This is a genomic window from Nonomuraea sp. NPDC001699, from assembly GCF_053596455.1.
The window spans coordinates 668,543-692,188 of record NZ_JBSFGF010000001.1 but is presented as its reverse complement, the minus strand read 5'-3'; the positions used below and the strand labels follow the sequence as shown (position 1 = coordinate 692,188).

The following is a 23,646-nucleotide window of genomic DNA, read 5'->3' as shown; positions in this document are numbered from 1 at the left end:
CACCAGCCTGCGGCCCGCCGGTGAGGGAGCCGTGAGCCGCCCATTAGGCGGCTCTCATCCGGTAGCCCGTGCCGCGCACGGTCTCGATGCGGTCGGGGCCGATCTTCCTGCGCAGGTAGCGGACGTAGACGTCCACGACGTTCGAGCCGGGGTCGAAGTCGAAGCCCCAGACGTGGCTGAGGAGCTGCTCGCGGGTCAGCACCTGGTCGGGATGCCGGCAGAAGATCTCCGCCAGCGCGAACTCCCTGGTGGACAGGTCCACCACGCGGTCCCCGACGTGCGCCCGCCTGGTCCGCAGGTCGAGTGCCAGGTCCCGGACGCGCAGGACGGTCGGCTCGGGCGTGCGGTCGGCCCGCAGCCGCAGCCTGACCCGCGCGAGCAGCTCCTCGAAGGCGAAGGGCTTGGCGATGTAGTCGTCGGCGCCCCCTTCGAGCCCGGCGACCGTGTCGGTCACGCCGCCCCGGGCCGTCAGGATGATCACCGGGATGGCCACCTTCGACTCCCGCAGCCGCCGCAGCACGGTGAACCCGTCGCTGAGCGGCAGCCCGATGTCGAGCAGGAGCAGGTCGAACCCGCCCGAACTGGCCAGGTCGTAGGCCGCCACGCCGTCCGTCACCACCGCCGTGACGAAGCCGTTGCCGCGCAGGCCCTTCTCCAGGAAGGCCGCGATCCGGCTCTCGTCCTCGGCGATCAGGATCCGGTTCATGCCCTGGCCAGCGGCAACGTCATCACGAAACAAGCGCCCCCCGCCGGGACGTCCGCCACTCTCACACCGCCTCCATGCGCCTCGGCGATCGACCTGACGATCGCCAGCCCCAGCCCTGCCCCGTCGTGCCCGCCCGTCCGTCCCGCGCCCCTGACGAACCGGCGGAAGATGCGCTCGCGGTCGGCGGGCGCGACGCCCGGCCCGCTGTCCCGCACCCACAGCTCGGCCCGCCCGTCCCGCACGGCCGACCCGACCGCGATGAGATCGTCGTCCATGGTGTGGCGGACGGCGTTCACCACGAGCTGCATGAGCGCCTGCGTGAGCCGCTGCCGGTCGGCCGGGATCCGCGCCTCGGCCACCTGGTCCACCCGCCACCGCCGGTCGCCCAGCGGCCGCGCCTTGGCCACCACGCTCACCGTGAGGTCGGCCAGCTCGACCTCCTCGACCGCGAGGAACCCGGGCTGCTCGGCCTTGGCCAACGTGAGCAGGTCGTCCACAATCCGGTTCATGCGGTCCAGCTCGTCGGTGACCAGGGCCAGCGTCTCCGCCCGCTCGGCCGGATCGTCCCCCATCAGCTCCAGATGCCCCCGGATGACCGTGATGGGGGTACGCAGCTCGTGCCCGGCGTCGTCCACGAACGTGCGCTGCACGGCGAAGGAACGTTCCAAACGGTCGAGCATGTGGTTGAACGTGGCGGCCAGCGCGGCCACGTCGTCGTCGCCGGTGACCTTGAGCCGGCGCGTGAGGTCGGCCGAGTCGCTGATCTGCTCGGCCGTCTGGCTCACCAGCCGCACCGGGGCCAGCACCCGCCCCGCCACGAACCATCCCGCCGCCCCCGCCAGGGCCAGCGCGGCCAGCGCCGACAGCCCGAGCACGCCGACCGCGTCCACGATCTCGCCCCGGTGGCGGTCGTAGAAGACGGCGGCGACGAAATGGCCGGGACGGGGGTCGGCCGCCACCCTGACCGGGATGACGGCGTACCTGACCGTGCCCTCGACGCTCTCGGTGTCGCCGTAGGCCGGTCTGGTGGCCGCGGCCAGGACCTTGACCAGCTTCTCGTCCGTGTCGAGCCGGGCCGGGGGCGTGACGGCGGTGATCCGGTCGGCCCTGCCGTCCACCATGCTGAAGAAGGTCTCCCATCGGTCGGGCGAGTTGATCGCCAGGTAGCCGGTGAGCAGTTCCCGCACGTCGGAGACCGGCCGGCCGGTGCGGGGATCGTGGGCGGTGGCGGCGTACCGGCGCAGCTTCTCGGCCTCGTTGGTGAACTCCAGGTTCATCCGGTCGTCGAGGCGGGCGAGCAGGACGGTCCAGGTCGCGAAGATCGAGACCGCCAGGGCCAGGCCGACCACGGCGAGCATCCAGCCCACGATCCGGGCGCGGGCGCTCACCCGCATCCGACCCCCCGCTCAGTCGTCTTCGTCGTCGTCATCATCATCGTCGTCGCCGCTTTCGTGAGCGTCGTCTTCGTCGTCATCGTCGTCTTCGCCGGCCCAGGCGCGATGGGGGTCGTCGTCGCCATCATCATCGCCGCCTCCGGGCTTCGGCGCGGGCGGCTTGACGGGTTCCGCCTCGGTTCCCGGCGACGTGACCGGCCGTACGTCGCCGGCCGACGTCCCCGGCGAGGACGAGACCGTGACGGAGTCGCCCAGATCGGGCCCGTCGTCGGCCGCCCGCACCCATCCGGCCGAGAGGAAGCCCGCCGCCGTCAGCGCCACGAGAATGAGCATCACGCGTTTCATGAGGTTGAGCGTGCGCCCGTCCGAGGAGACCACTCTGAGCCCCGGATGAGGAACCTCTCATCCCCCGCGCCGTCCTCCCCCACCGGAATGTCGGACTCCGTCACCGCTTGAGAGAGGTGGGACCGCTCAGGAGGTGGGGGTTCAGGCGGGCCACGAGGGACGGGGGAAGGGCGGGCAGGCCGTCGCGGATGCGTCCGCCCGCCTCGTCCCCGAACCGCGCCCGATGTTTGAGCACGAGCTGCGCCGCCCTCCCCTGCACCTCGTACGACGCGTGCTGGAACCCCAGGACCAACGCCCCCGCCAGGTCGTCGGCCAGGGCGGGGGACGCGCGTACGGTCTCGTCGAGCCAGCTCAGCCCGGCGCGGGCGAGCTTGACCTCGGCGCGGAACACCAGCCCCTCCACGGCCTCCACCACGTCGGCGGGGTCGGGGTGGTCCAGGTGGCGGACGCGTCTCTGCGCCAGCTCGGCCACCAGGCCGGGAGCGGCGGGCAGCAGGCGCAGGTAGTCGAGGCGGCGCGCAACGACCTCGTCGGCGGCCGGGTCGAGGGCTTCGTGGAGCCGGACGAAGAAGCGCAGGTCGTGGAGCGGCCCGCCGCGCAGGAAGCGGCGTACGCAGCCGTCGAGCAGCATCCCGCGGTCGGCCGCGCGGATCAGCGGGTCGGTACGGGCCTCGCGCAGGAGCCGCCCGGCCCCTTCCGCCTCGAAGATCCTGGGCAGGAGGGCGGGGAAGAGCGGGTCGGCGGGGCGTAACGCGCCGTCGGAGATCCAGGCCAGCACCAGGGGATCGTGCGCGGGCGGCTCGGCCCGGGTGTGCCGGAGCATGGCCAGGGCCAGCGGGGCTCCCGGGTCGGCGGGGCCGCGCAACCTGGCGGCCAGGCGTACGGCGAGGTCGGCCTGCCAGGCGGCGGGACGGTGACCGAACAGCCGCACCATCGGCCCGGGGGCGCCGAAGTGGGGACGGGCGGAGAAGCCGTACCAGGACTGGAGGTCGCGGCGGTTGACCCAGGCGGCCACGGCGCCGACGGCGCCGAGGGTGGCCGCCCCGGCCAGGCGCAGCAGCTCGGCGGGCGGTGTCCAGCCGACCTCGCCGATCTCCTCCCAGTCGGGGTCGGCGAGGTCGTCGCGCCGGAGGGCGACGTGCTCGCGGAGTGATCCGGCGACGAGCTCGCGCTCGTCGGCGTCGAGGGTGAGCAGGCGGGAGACGAGCGTGTCGGTGTGGCGCGCGTCGATGAGGTCGCGGATCTCGTCCCAGGCGGTCGGCACGCGGGCGAGTCTATTGATCACCTACGACAGATCCGCCGGACGTGGCCGGATGAGGTCAGGGCACTGCCGTTGGGGCGTCCCAAGGAGGAGCATCGGGCTGACGGTGGCACGGGGAGGGGTGGGGATGAAGCGGAAGCGGTCCAAGGGGCAGGGCGGCACGAAGTCGGAGAGCAGCAAGACGAACTTACGCAAGAAGAACAAGGGTGACTCCGAGGAGGAGGTCACGCCCGTCGTCCGGCTGGAGAAGCGGAAGAGCGCGCCGGTCCTGTCCCTGGACCGGGGCGAGGCCATGGAGACCGACGCGCGCCCGCGCACCATCGCCATCTCCAAGCCGCGCAGCGAGGTCTGGGGCGCGGTCACGTTCGCGGCACGGGAGCACGACCTCCCGGCGGGCGCCGTCGTGCACCTGCGCCCCCTGGTGGACCTGCGGGGCGACGCGGGACCGAAGAAGATCGCCGGAGTGCTCATCAGCCGGCTCCAGCGCACGCCCTCCCCCTTCGGCAACCGCATGGGCGACCACACGACCTCGTGGCAGGGGGTCGTGGACTCGGTACGCGCCTCGCTGTACGGCCTGACCGTCAAGGAGGCGGCCACGGCGCTGCTGTCGATGCAGGCCGCGGCGCAGGCCCAGGTGAGCGACCCGGACGGCACGGCACGCGACCTGCTGATGCGCCTGGAGGCGGTCGACGCCGACGACGCGACCAGCCGGGTCGAGCCTCTGGAGAACTCCGCCCGTCTGGTCGCCGAGCAGTGCGCCCTGGCCCTGAGCGAGAAGAACGAGAGCAAGGCGGCCCAGGCGCTGGCCACGGCGGTGGCCCAGCATCTGAACTTCCTGAACCACCTGCCGTTCAGCACGGTCCCGCCCGCCTCGGCCAGGGGCTCGACGGGGTCGGGTGAGGGCACGTACCGGGGAGCTCTGCTGGCGTACGAGGTCAAGGCGGCGAAGCTGGCCGCCGAGAAGGGCACGGGCGCCTCCAAACCCCGCCAGTCCGAGCAGAACGAGATGAGAACGGCTCTGTGGAAGATGTTCGCGTTCGACGCGTCGATGCGCGAGTCGTACGTCGAGTACGCGCTCAACCCGCAGTCCTACGGGGACGTGGCCAAGCAGTACGCCGAGCTCCAGTCGATCAACACCGAGCTGGACAAGGCGCTGACGGCGGTCGCCACCAACAAGGACCGGGTCACGGCGTTGCAGGGTATCCCGGCCCTCCTCGACCGGATCGAGGACGTGCAGAAGGCACCCGGGATCTACCAGGGCATGCACCGCGCGGCCGGCGCGCTCAGGGCCAAGGCGGAGGACGCGCGCACCCGGCTCCAGCAGCCGCACACCGCGCGCCGGGCGGCGAGCGCCAAGGAGGCGATCTCGTCGGCCAGGAACGCCCGCATCCTCGCCGAGGCCGGCCAGGTCGCCACGGACCTGAAGAAGATCGGCGACGGCGCGCCGGAGTACGCGGTCGTCGTCCTGTCCGACCTCTTGGACAGGCACCTGCGGGTGATGGCCGCCGCCTACCCGCACGCGGTGACCGCGGCCGGGCTGCCCGAGCCGGTGGACGGCAAGCTCGGCCGGGCGGCAGCGGAGATGATGGTCAAGCAGTTCGAGGGCGCGCTGCGCAAGGAGTACCCGGAGCTGTTCCCCAAGAGGGCGGTCCCGGACGCGCTCCCGCCGCTGATCGAGAGCATCACGGCGCGGCTGGCCGACCAGCCGCCGATCACCGTCGAGCCGAAGCGCACCACCTGGGCGTCGGAGGCCGCCGACACGAACCTGGTGGTGGACTTCGACCCGTCGCTGAAGGAGTCCCTGGTCATCAACGGGCGCGCGCCCGCCCCGCCGGGCGTCACCGGGATGGGCTGCCACACCACCGCCTGGGCGATCGAGACACAGCACGCCAACCACCTCGTCTCGGACGCCACCACCGGCCCCCAGGCGGTCAGGGCGCTGAAGGAGGCCGTGCGCAAGGACCTCCAGTCGCGGATCATGGAGCTGGCCGCGCTGCTGCCCGTCGAACAGATCGAGGGACGCCAGCTCGCGAGCATGTTCGACGAGGCCGCCGCGGTGCTGAACGCCTCCGACGCGCCCACGGCCGCGATGGCCTACCTGTCGTTCCGCAACCTCATGCCGTTCGCGACGGTCAACGAGGGCGACCGCGGCGGCCACGCGGAGAAGAAGGACGGCGGGGTGGACGTCACGTTCGACCGGACGGCGATGAAGCTGGCCGCCGACCACAAGCAGGAGGAACTGGTCAAGAACGCGAAGTCGGTCGCGGACAAGCTGCTGGCCGAGCGCGACCTGCTCGCCGCCGACCTGGACCGCTGGGAGGACGACGACACGCTGTCCACCGCCGTCGAGACCGTCCGCACCCGGCTCAAGGAGCAGGCCGACTTCCTCAAGCGCGCCAAGAGCGGCGAACTGGCCACGTACGCCAAGGAGGCCGGGACGAAGGTCTTCGACACCAGGCTGGTCGAGCACAAACGGGTGTGGAAGGAGGTTCAGGACTTCAGAAAGGGCTGACCTGGGCAAGCCGTGACGTTACCGATACCCCGCCGGGGGAAGACCGCCGGACATGTCAGACACACCACCACCGCAGACCCAGCCGTACCCGGGCCGTACGGGCGACATGTCCCCCGAGCCGCGCGACGAGATGCGCGGCTACGAGGGCAGGAACCTGCTGGCGGGCAAGAGGACGCTGATCACCGGTGGTGACTCGGGCATCGGCCGGGCGGTGGCGGTCGCGTTCGCCAAGGAGGGCGCGGACGTCGCCATCGCCTACCTCGACGAGCACGACGACGCCAACCACACCCGCGGCCTGGTCGAGCGGGAGGGGCGGCGCTGCGTGCTGCTGCCCGGCGACCTGGCCGACCGCGACCACTGCGTGGCGGTCGTGGAGCAGGCCGTCGCCGAGCTCGGCGGCCTCGACGTGCTGGTCAACAACGTGGCCTACCAGGCGCCGGTGGACTCCCTGGAGGAACTGCCGGACGAGCAGTGGGAGCACACGTTCGCGGTCAACATCCACAGCTACTACCGCGTCACCAAGGCCGCGCTGCCGCACCTGCGGGAGGGCTGCGCGATCGTGAACACCTCCTCGATCAACGGCCTGCGCGGCAACAGGAATCTCATCGACTACGCCGCGACGAAGGGCGCGATCAACGCCTTCACCTACTCCATGGCCCAGAACCTGGTCGAACGCGGCATCAGGATCAACGCCGTCGCCCCCGGCCCGGTCTGGACGCCGCTGATCCCGGCCACGATGCCGGAGGAGAAGGTGGAGACGTTCGGCGCGCAGGTGCCCATGAAGCGGGCCGCCGACCCCGACGAGATCGCCCCTTCGTACGTGTTCTTCGCCGCCGACCGGCTGTCCTCGTACTACACGGGTGAGGTGCTGGCCCCGATCGGCGGCGAGACGCTGCCCGGCTGACCGCGGCGGGCTACAGGTAGATCGTGCCGCCCTTCCGGGTGAACTCGGCCGCCTTGTCGGCCATGCCCGCCCGTACCTCGTGGCTGAGCTTCATCGAGCAGAACTTCGGGCCGCACATCGAGCAGAAGTGCGCGGTCTTGGCGGGCGCGGCGGGCAGGGTCTCGTCGTGGAAGGCGCGGGCGGTGTCCGGGTCGAGCGACAGGTCGAACTGGTCCTCCCAGCGGAACTCGAACCGGGCCTCCGAGAGCGCGTCGTCCCATGCCTGGGCCTGCGGGTGGCCCTTGGCCAGGTCCGCCGCGTGCGCCGCGATCTTGTACGTGATCACGCCGGTCTTGACGTCGTCCCGGTTCGGCAGGCCCAGGTGCTCCTTGGGGGTGACGTAGCAGAGCATGGCGGTGCCGTACCAGGCGATCATGGCGGCGCCGATGCCCGAGGTGATGTGGTCGTAGCCGGGTGCGATGTCGGTGACGAGCGGGCCGAGGGTGTAGAACGGCACGTCGTCGCAGAGCTCGCGCTGCAGGTCGACGTTCTCCTTGATCTTGTGCATGGGCACGTGGCCGGGGCCCTCGATCATCACCTGCACGTCGTGCGCGTGCGCGACCTTGGTCAGCTCGCCCAGGGTGCGCAGCTCGGCGAACTGGGCCTCGTCGTTGGCGTCCGCGATCGACCCCGGGCGCAGGCCGTCGCCCAGCGAGAACGTCACGTCGTAGCGGGCCAGCAGGGCGCACATCTCGTCGAAGTGCTCGTACAGGAAGCTCTCGCGGTGGTGGGCCAGGCACCAGGCGGCCATGATCGCACCGCCCCGCGAGACGATGCCGGTCCTGCGGCGGACGGTCAGCGGCACGTGCGCCAGCCGCACGCCCGCGTGCACCGTCACGTAGTCGACGCCCTGCTCGCACTGCTCGATCAGCGTGTCGCGGTAGACCTCCCACGACAGCGCCTCCGGACGCCCGCCCACCTTCTCCAGCGCCTGATAGATCGGCACGGTCCCGACCGGTACGGGCGAGCTGCGGATGATCTGCTCGCGGGTCTCGTGGATGTTCGGCCCGGTGGACAGGTCCATGACCGTGTCGGCGCCCCAGCGGGTGGCCCAGGTCATCTTCTCGACCTCCTCCTCGATCGAGGAGGTGACGGCCGAGTTGCCGATGTTGGCGTTGATCTTGACCAGGAAGTTCCTGCCGATGGCCATCGGCTCGGACTCGGGATGGTTGACGTTGGCGGGGATGACCGCCCGGCCGGCCGCGACCTCCTGCCGTACGAACTCGGGCGTCATGCCCTCCCGGACGGCCACGAACTCCATCTCCTTGGTGACCACCCCGCGCCGCGCGGCGCCGAGCTGGGTGACCGGGGACCCCCACGCCGAGCGGTCGGTACGCGACGGCCCTGAGGTGTCGTAGAGCCGCACCGACGTGCCGTTCGACAGCCTGACCTCGCGCATGGGCACCTGGAGGTCACCGATGTGGATCTTGGAAAAGCGCGCGTCGCTCATCGCGCAAACTCCCTTCGCCGGCATTATCCGGAGCAGGTTCTGGCGGTCGGCGGCTGGCAGCCGTCCTCTCAGCCCGGTCCACACCGGGCTCCCGCGTTGGTCACCGCGATCATAACCTCGCGCGTGGCAGGATCAAGGGGATGTCTGATCCCATTGCGCACACGACCGCCACCTACGACGTCATCGCGAACCAGTTCGACGAGCGGTTCACCGTCCCTCTTCCTTCGTTCGCGGCCTTCCGCGAACGGTTCGCCTCATCCCTTCCCGCCGGAGCCACGGTCGCCGACCTGGGGTGCGGCCCCGGGCGCGAGTCGGCCTGGTTCACCGGACGCGGCCTGTCCACCGTGGGCGTGGACCTGTCGATCGGGATGGCCGCTCTCGCCGCCGGGCGAGGCGTTCCCACCGTCCTGGGCGATCTGCGGCACCCGCCGCTGGCGCCCGCGTCCCTGGACGGCATCTGGTCGGCCGCGGCCCTCGTGCACGTGCCGTCCGAGCAGACCGAGTCGACGTTGCGCGCCTGGCACGCGACACTGCGCCCCGGCGGGGTGCTCGCGCTGACCACCGCCCTGGGCGACGGCGAGGGGTGGGAGCCGGTGCCCTACCGGACCGAGTACGAGCGCTGGTTCGTCCACCGCGACGCCGGCGACCTGCTCACGGCGCTGGACTCGGCCGGGTTCGCGGTCGCCTGGCACGAGTCGAGCGTGACCCACCGCACCTGGTTCAGCGTGCTGGCGACAGCGCGTAGCTCTCCCCTGCCCTAGTCTCCAGGTCGAGCGCGAACCCGGGGCCGCGCAGCCGGGCGGTCCCGCCGCGCGCCGACGTCAGCCTGACCTCGGCCGGCACGCCGTCCCTCCAGGTCGCGCCCACCGTGAAGCCGCCGCGGGCGCGCAGCCCGTCGAAGGAGCCCGCGCGCCAGGCGGACGGCAGCGCGGGCAGCAGCTCGACGACGCCGGCGTGGCTCTGGAGCAGCATCTCGGCCACCCCGGCGGTCGCGCCGAGGTTCCCGTCGATCTGGAACGGCGGATGCGTGTCCCACAGGTTCGGCAGCGTGCTGGACCGCAGTTGCCCGCTCAGCATGCTCAGCGCGTGGTCGCCGTCCTTGAGCCGGGCCCAGAAGTTGACCTTCCAGGCCATGCTCCAGCCCGTGCCTCCGTCGCCGCGGGCTTCGAGGGTCGTGCGCGCCGCCGCCAAGTGCTCGGGAGCGGTGAGCTGCGTGCCGGGGTGCAGGGCGTAGAGCTGGGAGACGTGCCGGTGCCGGTCGGCGGGGTCGTCGAGGTCGGCCTTCCATTCCTGGAGCTGCCCCCAGGAGCCGACGCGCAGCCCGGGATCGAGCCGGTCGGCCGCCGTGCGCAGCCGTCCGGCGAACTCGGCGTCCACGCCGAGCGTCCGCGCGGCCTCGGCCGTGCAGGCGAACAGGTCCCGGACGATCTGCTGCGGCATGGCCGCGCCCGCGGTGAAGTCGCCGTGCTCGGGCGAGTAGGCGGGCGAGACGACCAGGCTGCCGTCGCGCACGTCGGGACGCAGGTTGGCCAGCCAGAACTCGGCGGCCTCGCGCATCGCCGGGTAGGCGTGCCCGCGCAGGTAACCCTCGTCGCCGTCGAACAGGTAACGCTCGTAGAGCTGGCGCACCAGCCAGCCGGCCGCGTCCGGCATCCAGAACGACGTGGGCCAGTCGTGCACCCCCGTGAACCCGAACGGGTTGGTGTTGGAGTGCACCACCCATCCCTCGGTGCCGAAGATCGACCTGGCGGTCTCGCGTCCGGGCGCGCGCAGCCCCGCCACGAACTCCTGGTACGGCACCGCCGTCTCGGCCAGGTTCGCCGGCTCGGCGGGCCAGTAGTTCATCTGGAGGTTGATGTTGGTGTGGTAGTCGGACTCCCAGGGCGGCGAGTTGCACGCGTTCCACACCCCCTGGAGGTTGGCCGGCAGCGAGCCGGGTCGGGAGGAGGCGATCAGCAGGTACCGGCCGTACTGGAAGTACAGCGTCTCCAGCGCCTTGTCGGACGGGCTCGCGACCCCTTCGTAGCCGGCCAGCAGGCGGTCGGTCGGCAGGTCGGGCATGATCTGGCCGAGGTCCAGGCGGACCCGGCCGAACAGCGCCCGGTGGTCGGCCTCGTGCTCGGCCCTCAGCTCCCCGTACGGCCGGCGCGCCGCCGCGTCCACGGCCGCCGTGACCCGCGCCGCCGGGTCCGGGCCCCGGTAACCGGGATGGACGGGCGCGTGGTCGGTGCCCGCCGAGAACACGAACACCGCGCTGTCGGCGCCGGTCACGACGACGCGGTCGCCCTCGTCCGTACGGGTGCCGCCCTCGGTCAGCACCTGGACCTGGCCCTCGTACACCAGGCCGTTGTCGGCCAGCACACCCCGGACGCGCAGCCGTCCCGCCTCGGCGGTCACTTCCTCCCCGCCCGGGTGCGCTGTGCCGAACCGTAACGTGAACCCCACCCGCCCCGGGCGTGCCGCCGTCAGCCGTCCGACGATGACCTTCGCCGGGTACGAGGCGAAATATTCCCTGGTGAGCACCACGCCGTCGGCGTCCTCGTACGTCACGGCGGCCACCGCCGTCTCCAGGTCGAGCGTGCGCCGGTAGCCGCCCGAGAAACCACCGGTCACGTCGAGCAGCAGCTCACCGAAGTTCTGGTACGCCCCGAACCCGGGGATGTGCCCCACCGTGCTGTAGGACGGGTTTCCGAGGATTCCGGCCACTTCCTCCGGCGAGGCCGAACCCCGCTCGTCGATCATCCGGCGCACGGCGTCCAGCGCGCCGGGCCGCTCCTCGGGCCAGTTGCCCGACGCGCCGGGCCCCGCGCTCCCCGGACCGCCGGTCCACAACGACTTCTCGTTGAGTTGGACGCGTTCCGTCCCGAGGGTCCCGAACACGCACGCGCCGAGCGCTCCGTTGCCGATCGGAAGGACGTGTCCTTCCCAGTCGGGGGCGGGCTCGTCGTACCGGAGCGTCAGCATGGCGATCAGCCTAAGGTTTGACGATCGCCCCTGGCGGTACGGACCCCCTCAGGGGAACTATGATGAAGATCGCCGCTGTGGCCGCGATCGTGGCTCTGACCACGATCGGACCGGCTGCCGCCTCTGGGGACGGCATCGAGCAGCAGGAAGTGAGCAAGCAGCAGTACCGGATCCTGACCGCCCAGTGCCGCTACGCCGACACGCAGGCCCTGCGCGCCAAGTGCAGGCAGGCGGTCCAGGAGAACTACCGCATCGGCCGGCGCAACCGTTCACTCGACTGCCGGACGTACTCCGGCGTGACGGTCTGCGGCGAACTACTCCTCAGCAGGACCGAGCGCGCGTGCATCGACGAGTCCACCAGACAGGGCTTGGCGTACCGCCGCGCCGAAGTGGAATGTTACGTGGCCTGACCATGATCGTCGCAGGTGTCGACGGCTCGCCGACCGGACTGCTGTCCGTCGACTGGGCCGCCAAGGAGGCAGTGCTGCGCGGGGTGTCGCTGACCGTGGCCCACGTGGTGCCCGACTGGGTCTGCCACCCGATCTCCGGCCGGTACGCGGAGGTGGGCAAGTGGATGCGCGACGGCGCCAAGGAGGTGCTCGCGGCCGCCGAGCGGCACGCCCGCGAGCAGGGCGCCGAGGTGACCACGGAACTCGTGCCCGGCGATCCCCGCGCCGCGCTCATCAAGACCGCCGAGCAGGCCGAACTGCTCGTCGTCGGCAGTCGTGGCCTGGGCGGCGTCCGTGGGCTGCTGCTCGGCTCGGTCGCCCACGGGGTGGCCGCGCACGCCCACACGGACGTCGTCCTGGTCCGCGACCCGCCCGCCGTTCCGCGCGGGGAACTGGTGGTCGGTGTGGACCGCTCCGAGGGGAGCCTGCGCGCGCTGAAGTTCGCCTTCGCCGAGGCCGAGCTGCGCGGCGCCCGCCTGCGCGCAGTGGAGGCCTGGGCCTGGCCGCGCGCTTCGGGCTTCGAACCCGCCGATCCTGAGGCCGAACGCGAGACCCGCGAGGCCCTGCGGACGTTCCTCGCCATACCCCGGCAGTGCCATCCCGGCGTGGAGGTGATCGAGGACGTCGTGCACGGCCATCCCGTCGAGGTGCTGCGCGAGGCGGCGTCCGGGGCCGACCTGCTGGTCGTCGGCAGCCGGGGGCACGGCACGCTGAAGGGCATGCTCATCGGCTCGGTCAGCCAGGGCATGCTGCACCACGGGCCCTGCCCGCTCGCGATCGTGAAAGTCACATCGGTGTAGGGGACGTTCCCGCAGGTCGCCGCCTTCCCCGTCTCCCCCGCCCGCTCCTACCATCTGCGCAGGCCACGCGACGGGGACATGCGCAGGATCAGCGCCTTACTGACGGCGATGCCGGCACTGGCCGGCGCGGTGCTCGTCCTCACCACGTCGCCCACGACGGTGACAACGAGGGTCACGGCGGCTACCTGGCCACCAACCCGGCTGGCTCTCGGCCACCAGGCCCGACATCGTCGTCATGCACCTCGGCACCGACGACGTGTGGAGCAACATCGCCCCCGCGACGATCCTGGGCGCGTTCACCACCCTGGTGAACCAGATGCGGGCGAGCAACCCCGCCATGAAGATCCTCGTCGCCAAGATCATCCCGATGAACCCGCCCACCTGCGGTGGACCAGTGGACGGGCTTCAGCACGGGCACCGACACCTACGACGGCGTGCACCCGAACGCCTCCGGCGACCAGAAGATGTCCGACGCCTGGTACCCGGCCCTGACCGCCGCCCTCTCCGCGCCTTCCTCCCCCACCCCCACCTCGGGGAGCGGTGACTGCGCGGCGGCCTACCGGATCACCGGCCAGTGGCAGGACGGTTTCCAGGGCGAGGTGACCGTCACGAACACCGGCGCCTCCCCGGTGACCGGCTGGGACGTCGGCTGGACGTTCGCCGACGGTCAGGCGGTCAGCCGGCTGTGGGGTGGGCGGCTCACGCAGACGGGCTCGTCCGTGCAGGTCAGGAACGAGACCTGGAACGGCGCCCTCGCCCCCGGCGCCACGACCACCTTCGGCTTCCTCTCCTCCTGGACCACCACCAACACCCCACCGACCGCCACCTGCGCCCGCGCTTGAGGCCCGGTTGGTTGCCGGTACCCACACGCGGTCTTTGTCGGCGGGCGGTACCCCCGCAGGGGCTCAGTTGGCGGCCGGCACCGGCGCCGCCACGATGGTGGCCACGCGCGGCGCGGCCAGCCGGACGTAGTCGTCGGTGGCCAGCACCAGCGACCGGTCGAGCCGCGCGGCGTTGAAGTAGATCTCCGGCAGCTCCAGCAGCGAAGGATCGACCACCAGCTCAAGACGAGGGTCGAAGCTGAACGGCAACACCGTCCCGCTGACGCTCCCCGCCAGCTCCTCCGCCCTGTCCTTGTCGGCGAAGGCCACGTACGTGCCCTCCAGCAGCCCCTTGACCGCCTGCAGATCCAGCCGCGCATCCCCCGGCACGACGGCCAGCACGTGCCGGGTCACCTTCTTGCCCACCTTGACCATCACGATCAGGCACTTGGCCGCCTGCTCCACACCGTGCCCCCGCAGGGCGCTCACCAGCTCGGTACGGCCCTCCGCCGGATGGTCGATCACCCGGTAGCGTGCCCCGCCGGCATCGAGATCGGCGATCAGACGTTCGTAGGCGTCGGCCGAGTCACCAGTCACTGCTCAACATCTCCTTGACCTTGGCGATCCGGTCCTCGTCGCGCTGGTAGAAGACCCATTGCCTGATCTTCGTGCCCCGGATCAGCCCCGCCTTGGCCAGCACCTTGAGGTGCTCGCCGCAGGTGGGCTGGCTCACGCCCAGCTTCTCGGCGATGAACAGCGAACAGACGCCGTCCCGTACGAGGTCGCCGTCGCGCTGTGGGCGGAAGTGCCGCTCGGGGTCGCGCAGCCACTCAAGGATGAGCAGCCGTTTGTCGCTGGCCAGCGCCTTGACCAGATCCACATCCACCGAGCCAGTATGGCAATTAGCTAATTACCTGTCCACGCCCGAACCGCCACCTGACGTAGAACCGGCACCTGCCCTCGGCGCCCACACGCACTCCCCTGCCGCCGCAGGCCACTGCCTCCTCGGCAACCGCACAAGCGTCCCGGCAGCCGCAGGCCACTGCCTCCTCGGCAACCGCACAAGCTTCCCGGCAGCCGTACAAGTCGGCCGGACAACTGCACCACCGTCGGCCGGACATGCACCACGGCCGCGCATGCCTCACGACGCCTGCACCACCGGCGCCCCTTCGCTGGCCTGCACCAGCACGAATCCCTGCCCCCGGAACGCCAGTTGCATGGCCTCCCCGCTCCCCCGCCCGATCAACGCCCCCGCCTTCATCGTGCGGTTGACCCCGACCTGCAACCCCGTGCTCCAGCACACCGCCGCCTGCCCGTCCACGAACGTCGGCATCCTCGCCACGTCCAGCAGCACCGGCGTGCCGTGCGTGGTCACCGCCACCCACCCGGTGCCGGTCACCGTGGTGTTGAACAACCCGCCGGCCGCGACCCCGGCCCCCTGAACCCGCTGGATGTCCCACCTGAGCTCCGGCCCGAACGCCAACAGGTTCCGCCCGTTGACCGTCAGCCCCTCGTTCTCCAGGTAGAAAAGGTGGATGTCGTCGGCATTGTCCGCCAGATAGAGCAGCCCCTGGCCGCGTACCCGCATCAGGGAGGTGCCCTCCCCCGTCACGGCCTTCTTGAGCAACCGGCCGATCCCGCCGGCGCCCTCGTAGTCGAAGTCCATCTGCCCCTGGAAGGCGACCATGGACCCCTGCTTGGCCAGCACCTCGTGCGGCAACTGAACCCGCAACATCTTGCGGTTCTCCAGCGCGAACCCGCCGGGAAGCGGCTGGGCATCGAGGTTGCCGAAGATCGAACTACGCACGTCGCACCTCTCACGTCGATGGTCGTCGCCGCCGACGTGCACCCGGACGCGGCCCGAGCGGCGCCACCCCGCCGCTCTCCACCACCTCCGGCACTCCGCCCCAGCGCCTTCTACAACCCCATCAACTCGGAGCCCCGGAAGCGAGTTCCCGTACCACCTGAATGAGCTCGGCCGGGTCGAACGGCTTGGTCAGGTACGCGTCGACCCCGATCCCCAGCCCCCGCCTCCGGTCATCGTCCTGCGCCCGCGCCGTGATCAGGACGACCTTGATGTGACTGGTCGCCTCCTCCGTACGCAACTTCTCCGCCGTCGCCCACCCGTCCAGGCAGGGCATCATCACGTCCAGCGTGATCACGTCCGGCATGACGTCCATCACCCGATCCAGACAGTCCTGCCCATCGGTGGCGGTCGACACCTCGAACCCCTCCAGGTTCAGGTTGACCGCGATGAGCTGCCGGATGACCTCGTCGTCATCCACGACCAGTACTTTGCCAAGAACGTCGCTCACGGGCGCAAAGTTAGCCCGTAGCGGGGCGGTCACGTGGGGTTTTCGCGGGATGCGTTCAGGGAGCGTTATCTGGTGCCGAGTGGTCTCCAGATGCTGATAGCCTTATCACTCGTCGCCCCCTTAGCTCAGGGGATAGAGCACCGGCCTCCGGAGCCGGGTGCGTAGGTTCGAATCCTACAGGGGGCACACAATCTTGATCAGCGACTCAGGTCGCTGACCAGCGCAAACATCACAGGAACGGGCGGGCCTCCAGTCTCACGGAGTCCCGCCCGTTCTCGTTGACGCTAGCTGGTTGTGGGCCAGTTGTAGGCCACGACAGGTAGCTGTCAGCCCCTTGCTGGCACAGGGGCACACGGCGGGGAGGCGGTCGATCAGCCGGGAGACGGTGAGGTCGGAGGCGACGTGCCCGACCAGGTCGGGCTGGGAGCGCAGCCGTATGATGTCGGCCAGGCAGATACCGCCGAGAGCCAGGCTGAGGGCCAGGTCGGCGATGACCTTGCCGCGGTCGTGGACGGCCCCGGGCAGGTCGCCGGCGCTGCAGCCGGGTGGACAACGCTTGGTCCAGGCCGGTGACGCGGAGGGTGCGGAGCAGTTGCAGGGCGCCTGCGTGGGAGGCGAGCCCCGAACCGTCTGCGGACACCACGATCTTGCGCTGGGACGCGATGGTCTCCACTCCAATGGTGCCTTCTAATCTGGCGTGGACAGGACTCTGGACAAGCCCCGTCCTCCCAGCTCAAAGGCACGTTTCTCATGTGAACGATCAGCTCGGCTCAACTTCCCCGCGAGCGCCCGGGGCTAGGCCGTGTCTCAAAGGATCGTGAGCCAGTCGTTGATGGCAGCGATGTGGACGGTGGCTTCGTAGCGGACGGCGAGTTTGTTGTACCGGTGGCGATGCCGCGATGGCGTTTGAGCCGATTGATGCCGCACTCGACGGCTGAGCGGGCGCGGTAGTCGGCCGCATCGAAGGACGGAGGACGTCCACCGCGGCTGCCGCGCCGTTGCCGGGCGGCGATGCGGTCGGCCGGTTCGGGAATGGAGCACCGGATCTTGCGAGCGCGCAGCTGCTGCCGGATCGCGCGGGAGGAATACGCCTTGTCGGCGCGGACCACGCCGTCCACCCTGGTCGCGATCGGGGCGATGGCTACGTCCTGTGGGAGCCTGTCCCGTGAGGCGGGGTGCGGCGGTTGTTCGGGGAGGGGCAGGTGGGAAGGTGGCCGGGTGCAGATTTCCCTCCTTGGTCCTGTTGCGGCCACGTCCGACGACGCCTCCCCGATCGACCTCCCCGGCGCGCGGCTGCGGATGTTGCTGGCGCGGCTCGCGCTGGAGGCCGGACGGCCGGTGCCGGCGGACGTTCTGATCGACTGCATCTGGGGCGAGGAGCCCCCGGCCGGGGTCGCCAACGCGTTGCACGGGCTGGTCTCGCGGCTGCGCAGGATGTTGGGCGGGCCGGAGTCCGTGGAGCTGGTGGCCGGTGGATACCGGTTGCCGGTGCGTCCCGAGGACGTGGACACGCATCGGTTCGAGCAGCTTGCCGGGCAGGCCAGGCGGGAGCTCGCGGCCGGCAGGCCGGAGGAAGCCTCGACCTTGCTCCGGACCGCTCTGGACCAATGGCGGGGCGACGCGCTGGCGGACGTGCTGGAGGCCGCGTTCGCCCGTGATGTGGCGGCCCGGTTGGAGGAGTTGCGCGCCGCCGTCGCCGAGGACTTCTTCGACGCGGAGGTGCGGCTCGGTCGCCACTCCGAGGTGCTGGCCGACCTGCGCGTCGCGGCCGTCGCCCGCCCGCTGAGCGAGCGCCTGGCCGAACTGCGTATCCGGGCCCTGTCGGCCGCCGGGCGCCAGTCGGAGGCGCTGGCGGTGTACGACGAGGTCCGCGGCAGGCTCGGCGACGAGCTGGGCGTCGATCCCTCGCCCGAGCTGCGCGCGGTCCACCTCGCCCTGCTGCGCGGGGAGCTGAACCGTCCGTCCGTACGGCCACCGTCCGCGCCCAGCCGGCTCCCGGCCAGGCTGACCACCTTCGTCGGCCGGGAACGTGAGCTCGGCGAGCTCGCCCGGCTGCTGGCCGGCGCGCGGCTGGTGACGATCGTCGGACCGGGTGGCGCGGGCAAGACCAGGCTGGCGATGGAGGCCGCCGACCACGTCGAGGAGCGCACGTGGTTCGTCTCGCTCGCCGGGGTCACCCAGCCGGACCAGATCGCGGACGCGGTGCTCAGCGCCTGCGGCGGCCTGTTCGAGGGCGGGTTCAAGCCGCAGGCTCCCGCCACGGCCCGGCTGGCGGCCCAGCTCGACGTCGGCCCGGCCGTACTGGTGCTGGACAACTGCGAGCACCTGGTGGAGGCGGCCGCGCAGCTCGCCGAGCAGCTGCTCGGCCGGCTTCCGCAGCTGCGCGTCCTGGCCACCAGCAGGGAGGCGCTGGCGATCAACGGCGAGGCCCTGTGCCACCTCGGCCCGCTCGACCTGCCCGTGGCGGACGCGGACCTGGCCGAGGCCGCCGAGTCGGACGCCGTGCGGCTGTTCGTCGAGCGGGCGGGCAGGGTGCGCCAGGGGTTCGCGCTCGACCAGGCCACGCTGGGGCACACGGTGGAGATCTGCCGCCGCCTGGACGGCATGCCGCTGGCGCTCGAACTGGCCGCGGCCAAGCTGCGGGCGATGAGCGTGGCGCAGATCGCCCGGCGCCTGGACGATCGGTTCCGCCTGCTCACCTCGGGGAGCAGGACCGCGCTGCCACGTCAGCGCACGCTGCTCGCGCTGGTGGAGTGGAGCTGGGACCTGCTGGAGGAGCCCGAACGGGTGCTGGCCGCCCGCTTGGCCGCCTTCCCCGGCGGCGCCGACCTGGCCGCGCTGGAGGAGATCTGCTCCGACGCGTCCCTGTCCGCCGCCGACATGGTGTACGTCGCGAGCGCACTGGTCGAGAAGTCCATGATCCAGCAGGACGGCGACAGGTACTGGATGCTGGAGACCGTTCGCGCCTACGCGGCGGACCGGCTCGCCGAGCCGATCAACGACCGGTTCCGCGACTACTTCCTGGCGCTGGCCGAGGAGAACGAGCCGCTGCTGCGTACCCGGGACCAGCTGCGGGCCGTCGAGGTCTTCGACGCCGAGCACGACAACCTGGTCGCCGTGCTGCGGACGGCCATCGAGGCGGGCGACGCGGCCACGTCCGCCCGGTTCGTCAGGTCCATGATCTGGTACTGGGGCATGCGCGGGATGTCCACCGAGTCCGACGCGTTCCTGGGCGAGGTGCTGGCGTTCGGCGAAGAGCTGCCGGCGGACGCGCGTACCGCCTTCGAGGTGGTGCGGTCGACGGCGGGCCGGCGAGGCGGGCAGGAGGTCCGCGAGAACCTCAGCCGTCCCGGGGTGACGAAGTACCACAACGCGCTGCCGTTGCTCCGCCTCTCCAAGCTCACCACCCAGGACGCCGGAGACCTGGAGGCCCTGGACTCCCCCGACCCCTGGGTGCGCGCCAGCGCCCACTGGGCCTACGACTTCCGCCTCACGGAACAGGGCGACCAGGAGACCGGCGCCGGCCACAGGGAGGCGGCGTTGCGCCTGTTCCAGCAGGTCGGCGACCGCTGGGGGCTGGTGATGAGCCTGGTGCGGCAGAGCCGCGTCCACGGCCTGCGCGGCGAGCACGACAGCGCGGTCGCGGCCTGCGAGCGCGCCGTCGCGATCGCCTCCGAGCTCGGCACCGAGGAACACCTCTTCATCACCAAGTCGCACCTCGCCCAGAACCGCATGCGCGGCGGCGACCTGGACGGCGCGCTGCACGACGTCCACGCCGCGCGGCGCCAGGGACGCGAGCACGGCCACCGGAGGCTGGAGGCCAGCATGCTGTTCCCGCTCGCCGAGGTGCACCGCCACGCCGGCGACCTGGACCGGGCCCATCAGGCCGTGGACGAGCTGGAGGCGGTCGCCCACCGGCTGCCCGGCCCGCCCGCGCTGAACGGCGACGTGATCGTGTCCTCCCGGATGGCCGTCCTGGTGACCGAGGGGGCCGCGGAGCGGGCGCGCGAGCTGCTGCCCCGGGCGCTGCGCGGCGTGCTCGGGAACACCAACGCCAACGCCATGGCCCGGGGCGCGGAGCTGGTGGCCAGGCTGCTCGGGCTGGAAGGCGACCATGCGGGGGCCGCGACGGCGCTCGGCATGAGCCATGTGATCAGGGGCGTCTTCGACGAGGGCGACCCCGATCTGGGCCGGCTGGTTCCCGTCCTGACCGGGCGGCTCGGTGACGCAGGCTACCTGGAGGCGTACCGGCGCGGCGCGGACCTGCCGCGGCAGGAGGCGATGGACCGGCTCCTGGCGCTCTGCGCAGACCCGTCGGGGGTTGACGTGGGCTGAGCGGATCTGTCCGGGGTTGAGCGGGGAGGCGGGTCCGTGAGGTCGTCATTCGTGCAGGAAGGTCAGCAGGGAGGCGGCGAGGGCGTCCGGGGCCTCTTCGGCCACGTGGTGGCCGCTGTCGATCGGGTGGCCGGTCACGTCGTCGGCCCAGGTGCGCCAGATCGCCAGCGGGTCGCCGTACAGATCCTCCATGTCGTCCTTGGACGTCCAGAGGAACAGGGTCGGGCAGGTGAGGCGGCGGGCGGCGGCGCGGTCGGCGTCGTCGGCCGCGCGGTCCACGGTCAGGCCGGCGCGGTAGTCCTCGCACATCGCGTGCACGGTCTCCGGGTCGTGGACGGCCCGGCGGTAGTCCTCGTACGCCTCCTGGCCCATCTGCTCGGCGGTGCCCTTGTACCAGGCGTCGGGGTCGGCGTTGATGACGCGTTCGGCGGGCTTGGCGGTCTGGCCGAGGAAGAACCAGTGCCACCAGGACGCGGCGAACCGGGCGTCGGCCCTGGCCAGCGCCTCGCCGATGGGGATGCCGTCCATCACGACCAGGCGGGTGACGGCGTCGGGGTGGTCGGCGGCCAGGCGGTGGGCCACGTAGGCGCCGCGGTCGTGGCCGGCGACGGCGAACCGTTCGTGGCCCAGCGAGCGCATGACGGCGACCATGTCGCGGGCCATCGCGCGCTTGGAGTAGGGCGCGTGGTCGGGGGTGGTGGGCGGCTTGCCCGAGCGGCCGTACCCGCGCAGGTCGGGGCAGACCACCGTGTGGTGCGGGGCCAGGAGGGGGGCGACGCGGTGCCAGGTCGCGTGGGTACGGGGGTGGCCGTGGAGCAGCAGGACGGGCGAGCCCGAGCCGCCGTACCGGACGAACAGTTCAGTCTCGCCCACGTCGATCATGCCGGTCGCGAAGTCGTCGAACATCGGCCGCCTCTACCCACGGCCGCCGCCGATCAACGCGGCCCGGGTCGCGACGCCCGGCAAGCGACGGACGGTCACAGGTGCCGAACCGGCGACCCGCCGCATACGGGGACGTTCTAGGATCGGGCCATGCCTTTGACCGCGGACGACGTCGACCGGTTCGTGACCGCCAGACCCCGCCTGGAGGCCATCGCCTATCGCCTGCTCGGCTCGGCCGCGGAGGCCGAGGACGCCGTGCAGGAGACGTTCCTGCGCTGGCAGGCCGCCGACGCCGGGCGCGTCGAGGTTCCCGAGGCGTGGCTGACGAAGGTGCTCACCAACCTGTGCCTCAACCAGCTCGGCTCCGCGCGGGCGCGCCGCGAGACGTACGTGGGCCAGTGGCTGCCCGAGCCGCTGCTCGCCGGGGACCCGATGCTCGGCCCGGCCGACACCGCCGAGCAGCGCGAGTCGGTCTCGTACGCCGTCCTCACCCTGATGGAACGCCTCTCCCCCAACGAGCGGGCGGTCTACGTGCTGCGGACGGCCTTCGACCACTCCCACCGGGAGATCGCCGAGATCCTCGACCTCACCGAGGCGGCCAGCCAGCAGATCTTCCACCGCGCCAAGAAGCACGTCGCCGACGGCAGGGCCCGTACGGAGGTCGACGAGGCCACCGCCCGGCGGATCGTCGAGGAGTTCCTGGCCGCCGCCGGCAACGGGCAGACCGAGCCGCTGGTACGCCTGCTCACCCAGGACGCCATCGCGATCGGCGACGGCGGCGGCAAGGTCCCGGCCCGCGCCAAGGCGTTCGAAGGCGCCGTCGCGGTCGCGAAGTTCCTGTGGGGCCTGCTCAAGCCCGGCAAGGCCAAGCGCGCCCTGGTCGGCGGCTCACCCGAGATCCACGTCTGGACGGCCAACGGCGAGCCGGCCGTCGTCGCGGTCGTGGACGGCCAGGTCGTCGGCGTCATGTGCATGGAGATCACCACCGAGGGCATCGCCGCGTTCCGCAACCAGGTCAACCCCGACAAGCTCGCCCGCGCGACCGCGCAGTGGGCCGCCACGGACCACGGGGAGCCGCTGCTCAGAGCCTCCTGGTGAGAGGTGTGACGCGCTTCACATCGTGATCCTGTCAGGAAAGCGCGGGCCGTCCGGTTCAGGTGGCGAACCCGCGTCAGACAGGAGCGAGGAAATGCAGCACCGCATCATCGTCCTCGGAGCCGGCTACACCGGAGCCGTCGTCGCCGGCCGTCTCGCCAGGCGGCTGCGCCACGAGGACGTCGCCATCACCCTCGTCAACGCCGAGCCCGACTTCGTCGAACGCGTCCGCATGCACCAGGTGGCCACCGGCCAGGACCTCAGGCCCCGGCCGTTCCGCGAGATGTTCGCGGGCACCGGCGTCGAGCTGCGGCTCGGGACGGTCACCGGCCTCGACGCCGACCGCCGCACCGTCACCGTGACCAGCACGGGCACCAGCACGGGCACCGGCAGCGCCGGCGGCGCCGAGGAGCTGGCCTACGACACGCTGGTCTACGCGCTCGGCAGCGGCTGGGACGCCGAGGCCGTGCCCGGGACCGCCGAGCACGCCCACGACATCGCCGGCCGTCCGGGGGCGCTGCGGCTGCGCGAGCGGCTGGCCGGGCTCGACGCGGGGCAGAGCGTGGTCGTCGTCGGCGGCGGGCTCACCGGGCTGGAGACCGTGGCCGAGATCGCCGAGGCCCGTCCGGACCTCGACGTCGCCCTGGCCGCCCGCGGCGGGCTCGGCGACTGGCTCTCGCCGAAGGGCCGCGCGCACGTGCGGAAGGTCCTGACCGGGCTCGGGGTGAGCGTGCACGAGCACACCACCGTCACCGCGGTCGAGGCCGACCGCGTCATCACCGCCGGCGAGCCCATCCCGGCCGCGGTGACCGTCTGGACGGCCGGCTTCGCCGTGCACCCGATCCCGCGGGCGACCACGCTGGAGGTCACCGAAAGCGGCCAGATCGTGGTCGACCGGACGATGCGCTCGGTCTCGCACCCGGACGTGTACGCCGTCGGCGACGCCGCCATGGCGATGGGCCCCGGCGACAAGCCCCTGCGGATGTCGTGCGCGTCGGGCATCCCGACCGCCTGGCAGGCCGCCGACTCGATCGCGGCGCGGCTGACCGGCGGGAAGCTGCCGAACACGCCGCTGCGCTACTTCAACCAGTGCGTCTCGCTGGGCCGGGACAACGGGCTGATCCAGTTCGTCACCGCCGACGACCGCACCGTGCCCACGGTGCTGACCGGGCGGACCGCCGCCGTCTACAAGGAGCTGGTCTGCAAGGGGGCGGCGTGGGGGGTCGCCAACCCGATGCTGGGCCTCCCGGCCCGCCGCCGCCGGGTCACCCGCCCGAGCACCACGACGGGCCCGGCCGCCAAGGCACGGGCATAGAACGCGACGGCGGCGGGTCCCGCCGACAGAGCGCGGGCGTAGAGCGCGGCGGCGGGTCC

22 protein-coding genes, 1 tRNA gene, 1 pseudogene and 1 riboswitch are annotated in these 23,646 nt (G+C 71.8%); of the genes and pseudogenes, 11 read left to right on the top strand and 13 right to left on the bottom strand.

What is annotated here, in order from left to right; genetic code table 11:
- Positions 1-43 precede the first annotated feature (43 nt).
- From ACWCSU_RS03320 to ACWCSU_RS03305, 4 genes are all read right to left on the bottom strand, one after another.
- Positions 44-706 carry a response regulator transcription factor gene (locus tag ACWCSU_RS03320; protein WP_357694807.1) on the bottom strand — a complete coding sequence of 221 codons (663 nt, stop codon included), beginning with the start codon at positions 704-706 and terminating at the stop codon, positions 44-46.
- A complete protein-coding gene (locus ACWCSU_RS03315) occupies positions 703-2,100 on the bottom strand; it encodes a sensor histidine kinase (RefSeq protein WP_397039933.1) in 1,398 nt (465 codons plus the stop codon). Before ACWCSU_RS03315 ends, ACWCSU_RS03320 begins: the two co-directional genes overlap by 4 nt.
- Positions 2,101-2,112: 12 nt before the next feature.
- Positions 2,113-2,445 carry a hypothetical protein gene (locus ACWCSU_RS03310; RefSeq protein ID WP_449933253.1) on the bottom strand — a complete coding sequence of 111 codons (333 nt, stop codon included), beginning with the start codon at positions 2,443-2,445 and terminating at the stop codon, positions 2,113-2,115.
- A gap of 100 nt (positions 2,446-2,545) precedes the next feature.
- Complete coding sequence (locus tag ACWCSU_RS03305) at positions 2,546-3,709, bottom strand: hypothetical protein (RefSeq protein WP_449933251.1); 1,164 nt, start codon at positions 3,707-3,709, stop codon at positions 2,546-2,548.
- 124 nt (positions 3,710-3,833) lie between these two features.
- On the opposite strand from ACWCSU_RS03305, the gene ACWCSU_RS03300 reads away from it, so the two are divergent.
- Entirely contained in the window at positions 3,834-6,218 is a 2,385-nt protein-coding gene (locus ACWCSU_RS03300; RefSeq protein ID WP_449933249.1) for a hypothetical protein, read from the top strand.
- Between the two features lie 52 nt (positions 6,219-6,270).
- Positions 6,271-7,122 carry an SDR family oxidoreductase gene (locus ACWCSU_RS03295; RefSeq protein ID WP_449933247.1) on the top strand — a complete coding sequence of 284 codons (852 nt, stop codon included), beginning with the start codon at positions 6,271-6,273 and terminating at the stop codon, positions 7,120-7,122.
- A 10-nt stretch (positions 7,123-7,132) separates the two neighbouring features.
- Here ACWCSU_RS03295 and thiC read toward each other — a convergent pair whose 3' ends face one another.
- Positions 7,133-8,611: a phosphomethylpyrimidine synthase ThiC gene (thiC, locus tag ACWCSU_RS03290; RefSeq protein WP_449933245.1), complete on the bottom strand. Its 1,479-nt coding sequence runs from the start codon at positions 8,609-8,611 to the stop codon at positions 7,133-7,135.
- Positions 8,604-8,716, bottom strand: a riboswitch (TPP riboswitch). Its footprint overlaps the gene before it by 8 nt.
- Before the next feature lie 35 nt (positions 8,717-8,751).
- Here thiC and ACWCSU_RS03285 point away from each other — a divergent pair.
- Positions 8,752-9,372: a class I SAM-dependent methyltransferase gene (locus tag ACWCSU_RS03285; RefSeq protein WP_449933243.1), complete on the top strand. Its 621-nt coding sequence runs from the start codon at positions 8,752-8,754 to the stop codon at positions 9,370-9,372.
- Here ACWCSU_RS03285 and ACWCSU_RS03280 read toward each other — a convergent pair.
- Entirely contained in the window at positions 9,332-11,575 is a 2,244-nt protein-coding gene (locus tag ACWCSU_RS03280) for a glycoside hydrolase family 95 protein (protein ID WP_449933241.1), read from the bottom strand. The genes ACWCSU_RS03285 and ACWCSU_RS03280 overlap by 41 nt on opposite strands.
- Before the next feature lie 59 nt (positions 11,576-11,634).
- On the opposite strand from ACWCSU_RS03280, the gene ACWCSU_RS03275 reads away from it, so the two are divergent.
- The gene (locus ACWCSU_RS03275) at positions 11,635-11,985 is read left to right on the top strand and encodes a hypothetical protein (protein ID WP_397039923.1); all 351 of its coding nucleotides are present in this window, start codon (positions 11,635-11,637) and stop codon (positions 11,983-11,985) included.
- A 2-nt stretch (positions 11,986-11,987) separates the two neighbouring features.
- Positions 11,988-12,824 (top strand): universal stress protein, encoded by an 837-nt coding sequence (locus ACWCSU_RS03270; RefSeq protein ID WP_357694788.1) that lies wholly within the window; start codon positions 11,988-11,990, stop codon positions 12,822-12,824.
- Between the two features lie 47 nt (positions 12,825-12,871).
- Here the strand turns inward: ACWCSU_RS03270 and ACWCSU_RS03265 are convergent, their stop codons facing one another.
- Complete coding sequence (locus tag ACWCSU_RS03265; RefSeq protein ID WP_449933238.1) at positions 12,872-13,000, bottom strand: hypothetical protein; 129 nt, start codon at positions 12,998-13,000, stop codon at positions 12,872-12,874.
- Between the two features lie 59 nt (positions 13,001-13,059).
- On the opposite strand from ACWCSU_RS03265, the pseudogene ACWCSU_RS03260 reads away from it, so the two are divergent.
- A pseudogene (locus tag ACWCSU_RS03260) lies at positions 13,060-13,161 on the top strand (hypothetical protein); the annotation flags it as partial.
- 49 nt (positions 13,162-13,210) lie between these two features.
- A complete protein-coding gene (locus ACWCSU_RS03255; protein ID WP_449933236.1) occupies positions 13,211-13,666 on the top strand; it encodes a cellulose binding domain-containing protein in 456 nt (151 codons plus the stop codon).
- Positions 13,667-13,729: 63 nt separating this feature from the next.
- Here ACWCSU_RS03255 and ACWCSU_RS03250 read toward each other — a convergent pair whose 3' ends face one another.
- From ACWCSU_RS03250 to ACWCSU_RS03235, 4 genes are all read right to left on the bottom strand, one after another.
- A complete protein-coding gene (locus tag ACWCSU_RS03250; RefSeq protein WP_449933234.1) occupies positions 13,730-14,242 on the bottom strand; it encodes a YbaK/prolyl-tRNA synthetase associated domain-containing protein in 513 nt (170 codons plus the stop codon).
- Entirely contained in the window at positions 14,232-14,531 is a 300-nt protein-coding gene (locus ACWCSU_RS03245) for an ArsR/SmtB family transcription factor (protein ID WP_357694782.1), read from the bottom strand. The genes ACWCSU_RS03250 and ACWCSU_RS03245 overlap by 11 nt, the downstream gene beginning before the upstream one ends.
- 255 nt (positions 14,532-14,786) lie before the next feature.
- Positions 14,787-15,452 carry an AIM24 family protein gene (locus tag ACWCSU_RS03240; RefSeq protein WP_357694780.1) on the bottom strand — a complete coding sequence of 222 codons (666 nt, stop codon included), beginning with the start codon at positions 15,450-15,452 and terminating at the stop codon, positions 14,787-14,789.
- Positions 15,453-15,573: 121 nt separating this feature from the next.
- Positions 15,574-15,960, bottom strand: coding sequence for a response regulator transcription factor (locus tag ACWCSU_RS03235; RefSeq protein WP_352349704.1), 387 nt, complete (start codon positions 15,958-15,960; stop codon positions 15,574-15,576).
- 114 nt (positions 15,961-16,074) lie between these two features.
- Here ACWCSU_RS03235 and ACWCSU_RS03230 point away from each other — a divergent pair.
- A tRNA-Arg gene (locus ACWCSU_RS03230) sits at positions 16,075-16,146 on the top strand.
- Positions 16,147-16,730: 584 nt separating this feature from the next.
- Here ACWCSU_RS03230 and ACWCSU_RS03225 read toward each other — a convergent pair.
- Positions 16,731-17,069: a transposase gene (locus tag ACWCSU_RS03225; RefSeq protein ID WP_449933232.1), complete on the bottom strand. Its 339-nt coding sequence runs from the start codon at positions 17,067-17,069 to the stop codon at positions 16,731-16,733.
- A gap of 109 nt (positions 17,070-17,178) precedes the next feature.
- On the opposite strand from ACWCSU_RS03225, the gene ACWCSU_RS03220 reads away from it, so the two are divergent.
- The gene (locus ACWCSU_RS03220) at positions 17,179-20,295 is read left to right on the top strand and encodes a BTAD domain-containing putative transcriptional regulator (protein WP_449933230.1); all 3,117 of its coding nucleotides are present in this window, start codon (positions 17,179-17,181) and stop codon (positions 20,293-20,295) included.
- A 45-nt stretch (positions 20,296-20,340) separates the two neighbouring features.
- Here the strand turns inward: ACWCSU_RS03220 and ACWCSU_RS03215 are convergent, their stop codons facing one another.
- Entirely contained in the window at positions 20,341-21,201 is an 861-nt protein-coding gene (locus ACWCSU_RS03215; protein ID WP_449933228.1) for an alpha/beta fold hydrolase, read from the bottom strand.
- A 126-nt stretch (positions 21,202-21,327) separates the two neighbouring features.
- On the opposite strand from ACWCSU_RS03215, the gene sigJ reads away from it, so the two are divergent.
- Positions 21,328-22,275: an RNA polymerase sigma factor SigJ gene (sigJ, locus tag ACWCSU_RS03210; protein WP_357694764.1), complete on the top strand. Its 948-nt coding sequence runs from the start codon at positions 21,328-21,330 to the stop codon at positions 22,273-22,275.
- Between the two features lie 91 nt (positions 22,276-22,366).
- The gene (locus tag ACWCSU_RS03205; protein WP_449933226.1) at positions 22,367-23,587 is read left to right on the top strand and encodes an NAD(P)/FAD-dependent oxidoreductase; all 1,221 of its coding nucleotides are present in this window, start codon (positions 22,367-22,369) and stop codon (positions 23,585-23,587) included.
- Positions 23,588-23,646: the final 59 nt, after the last annotated feature.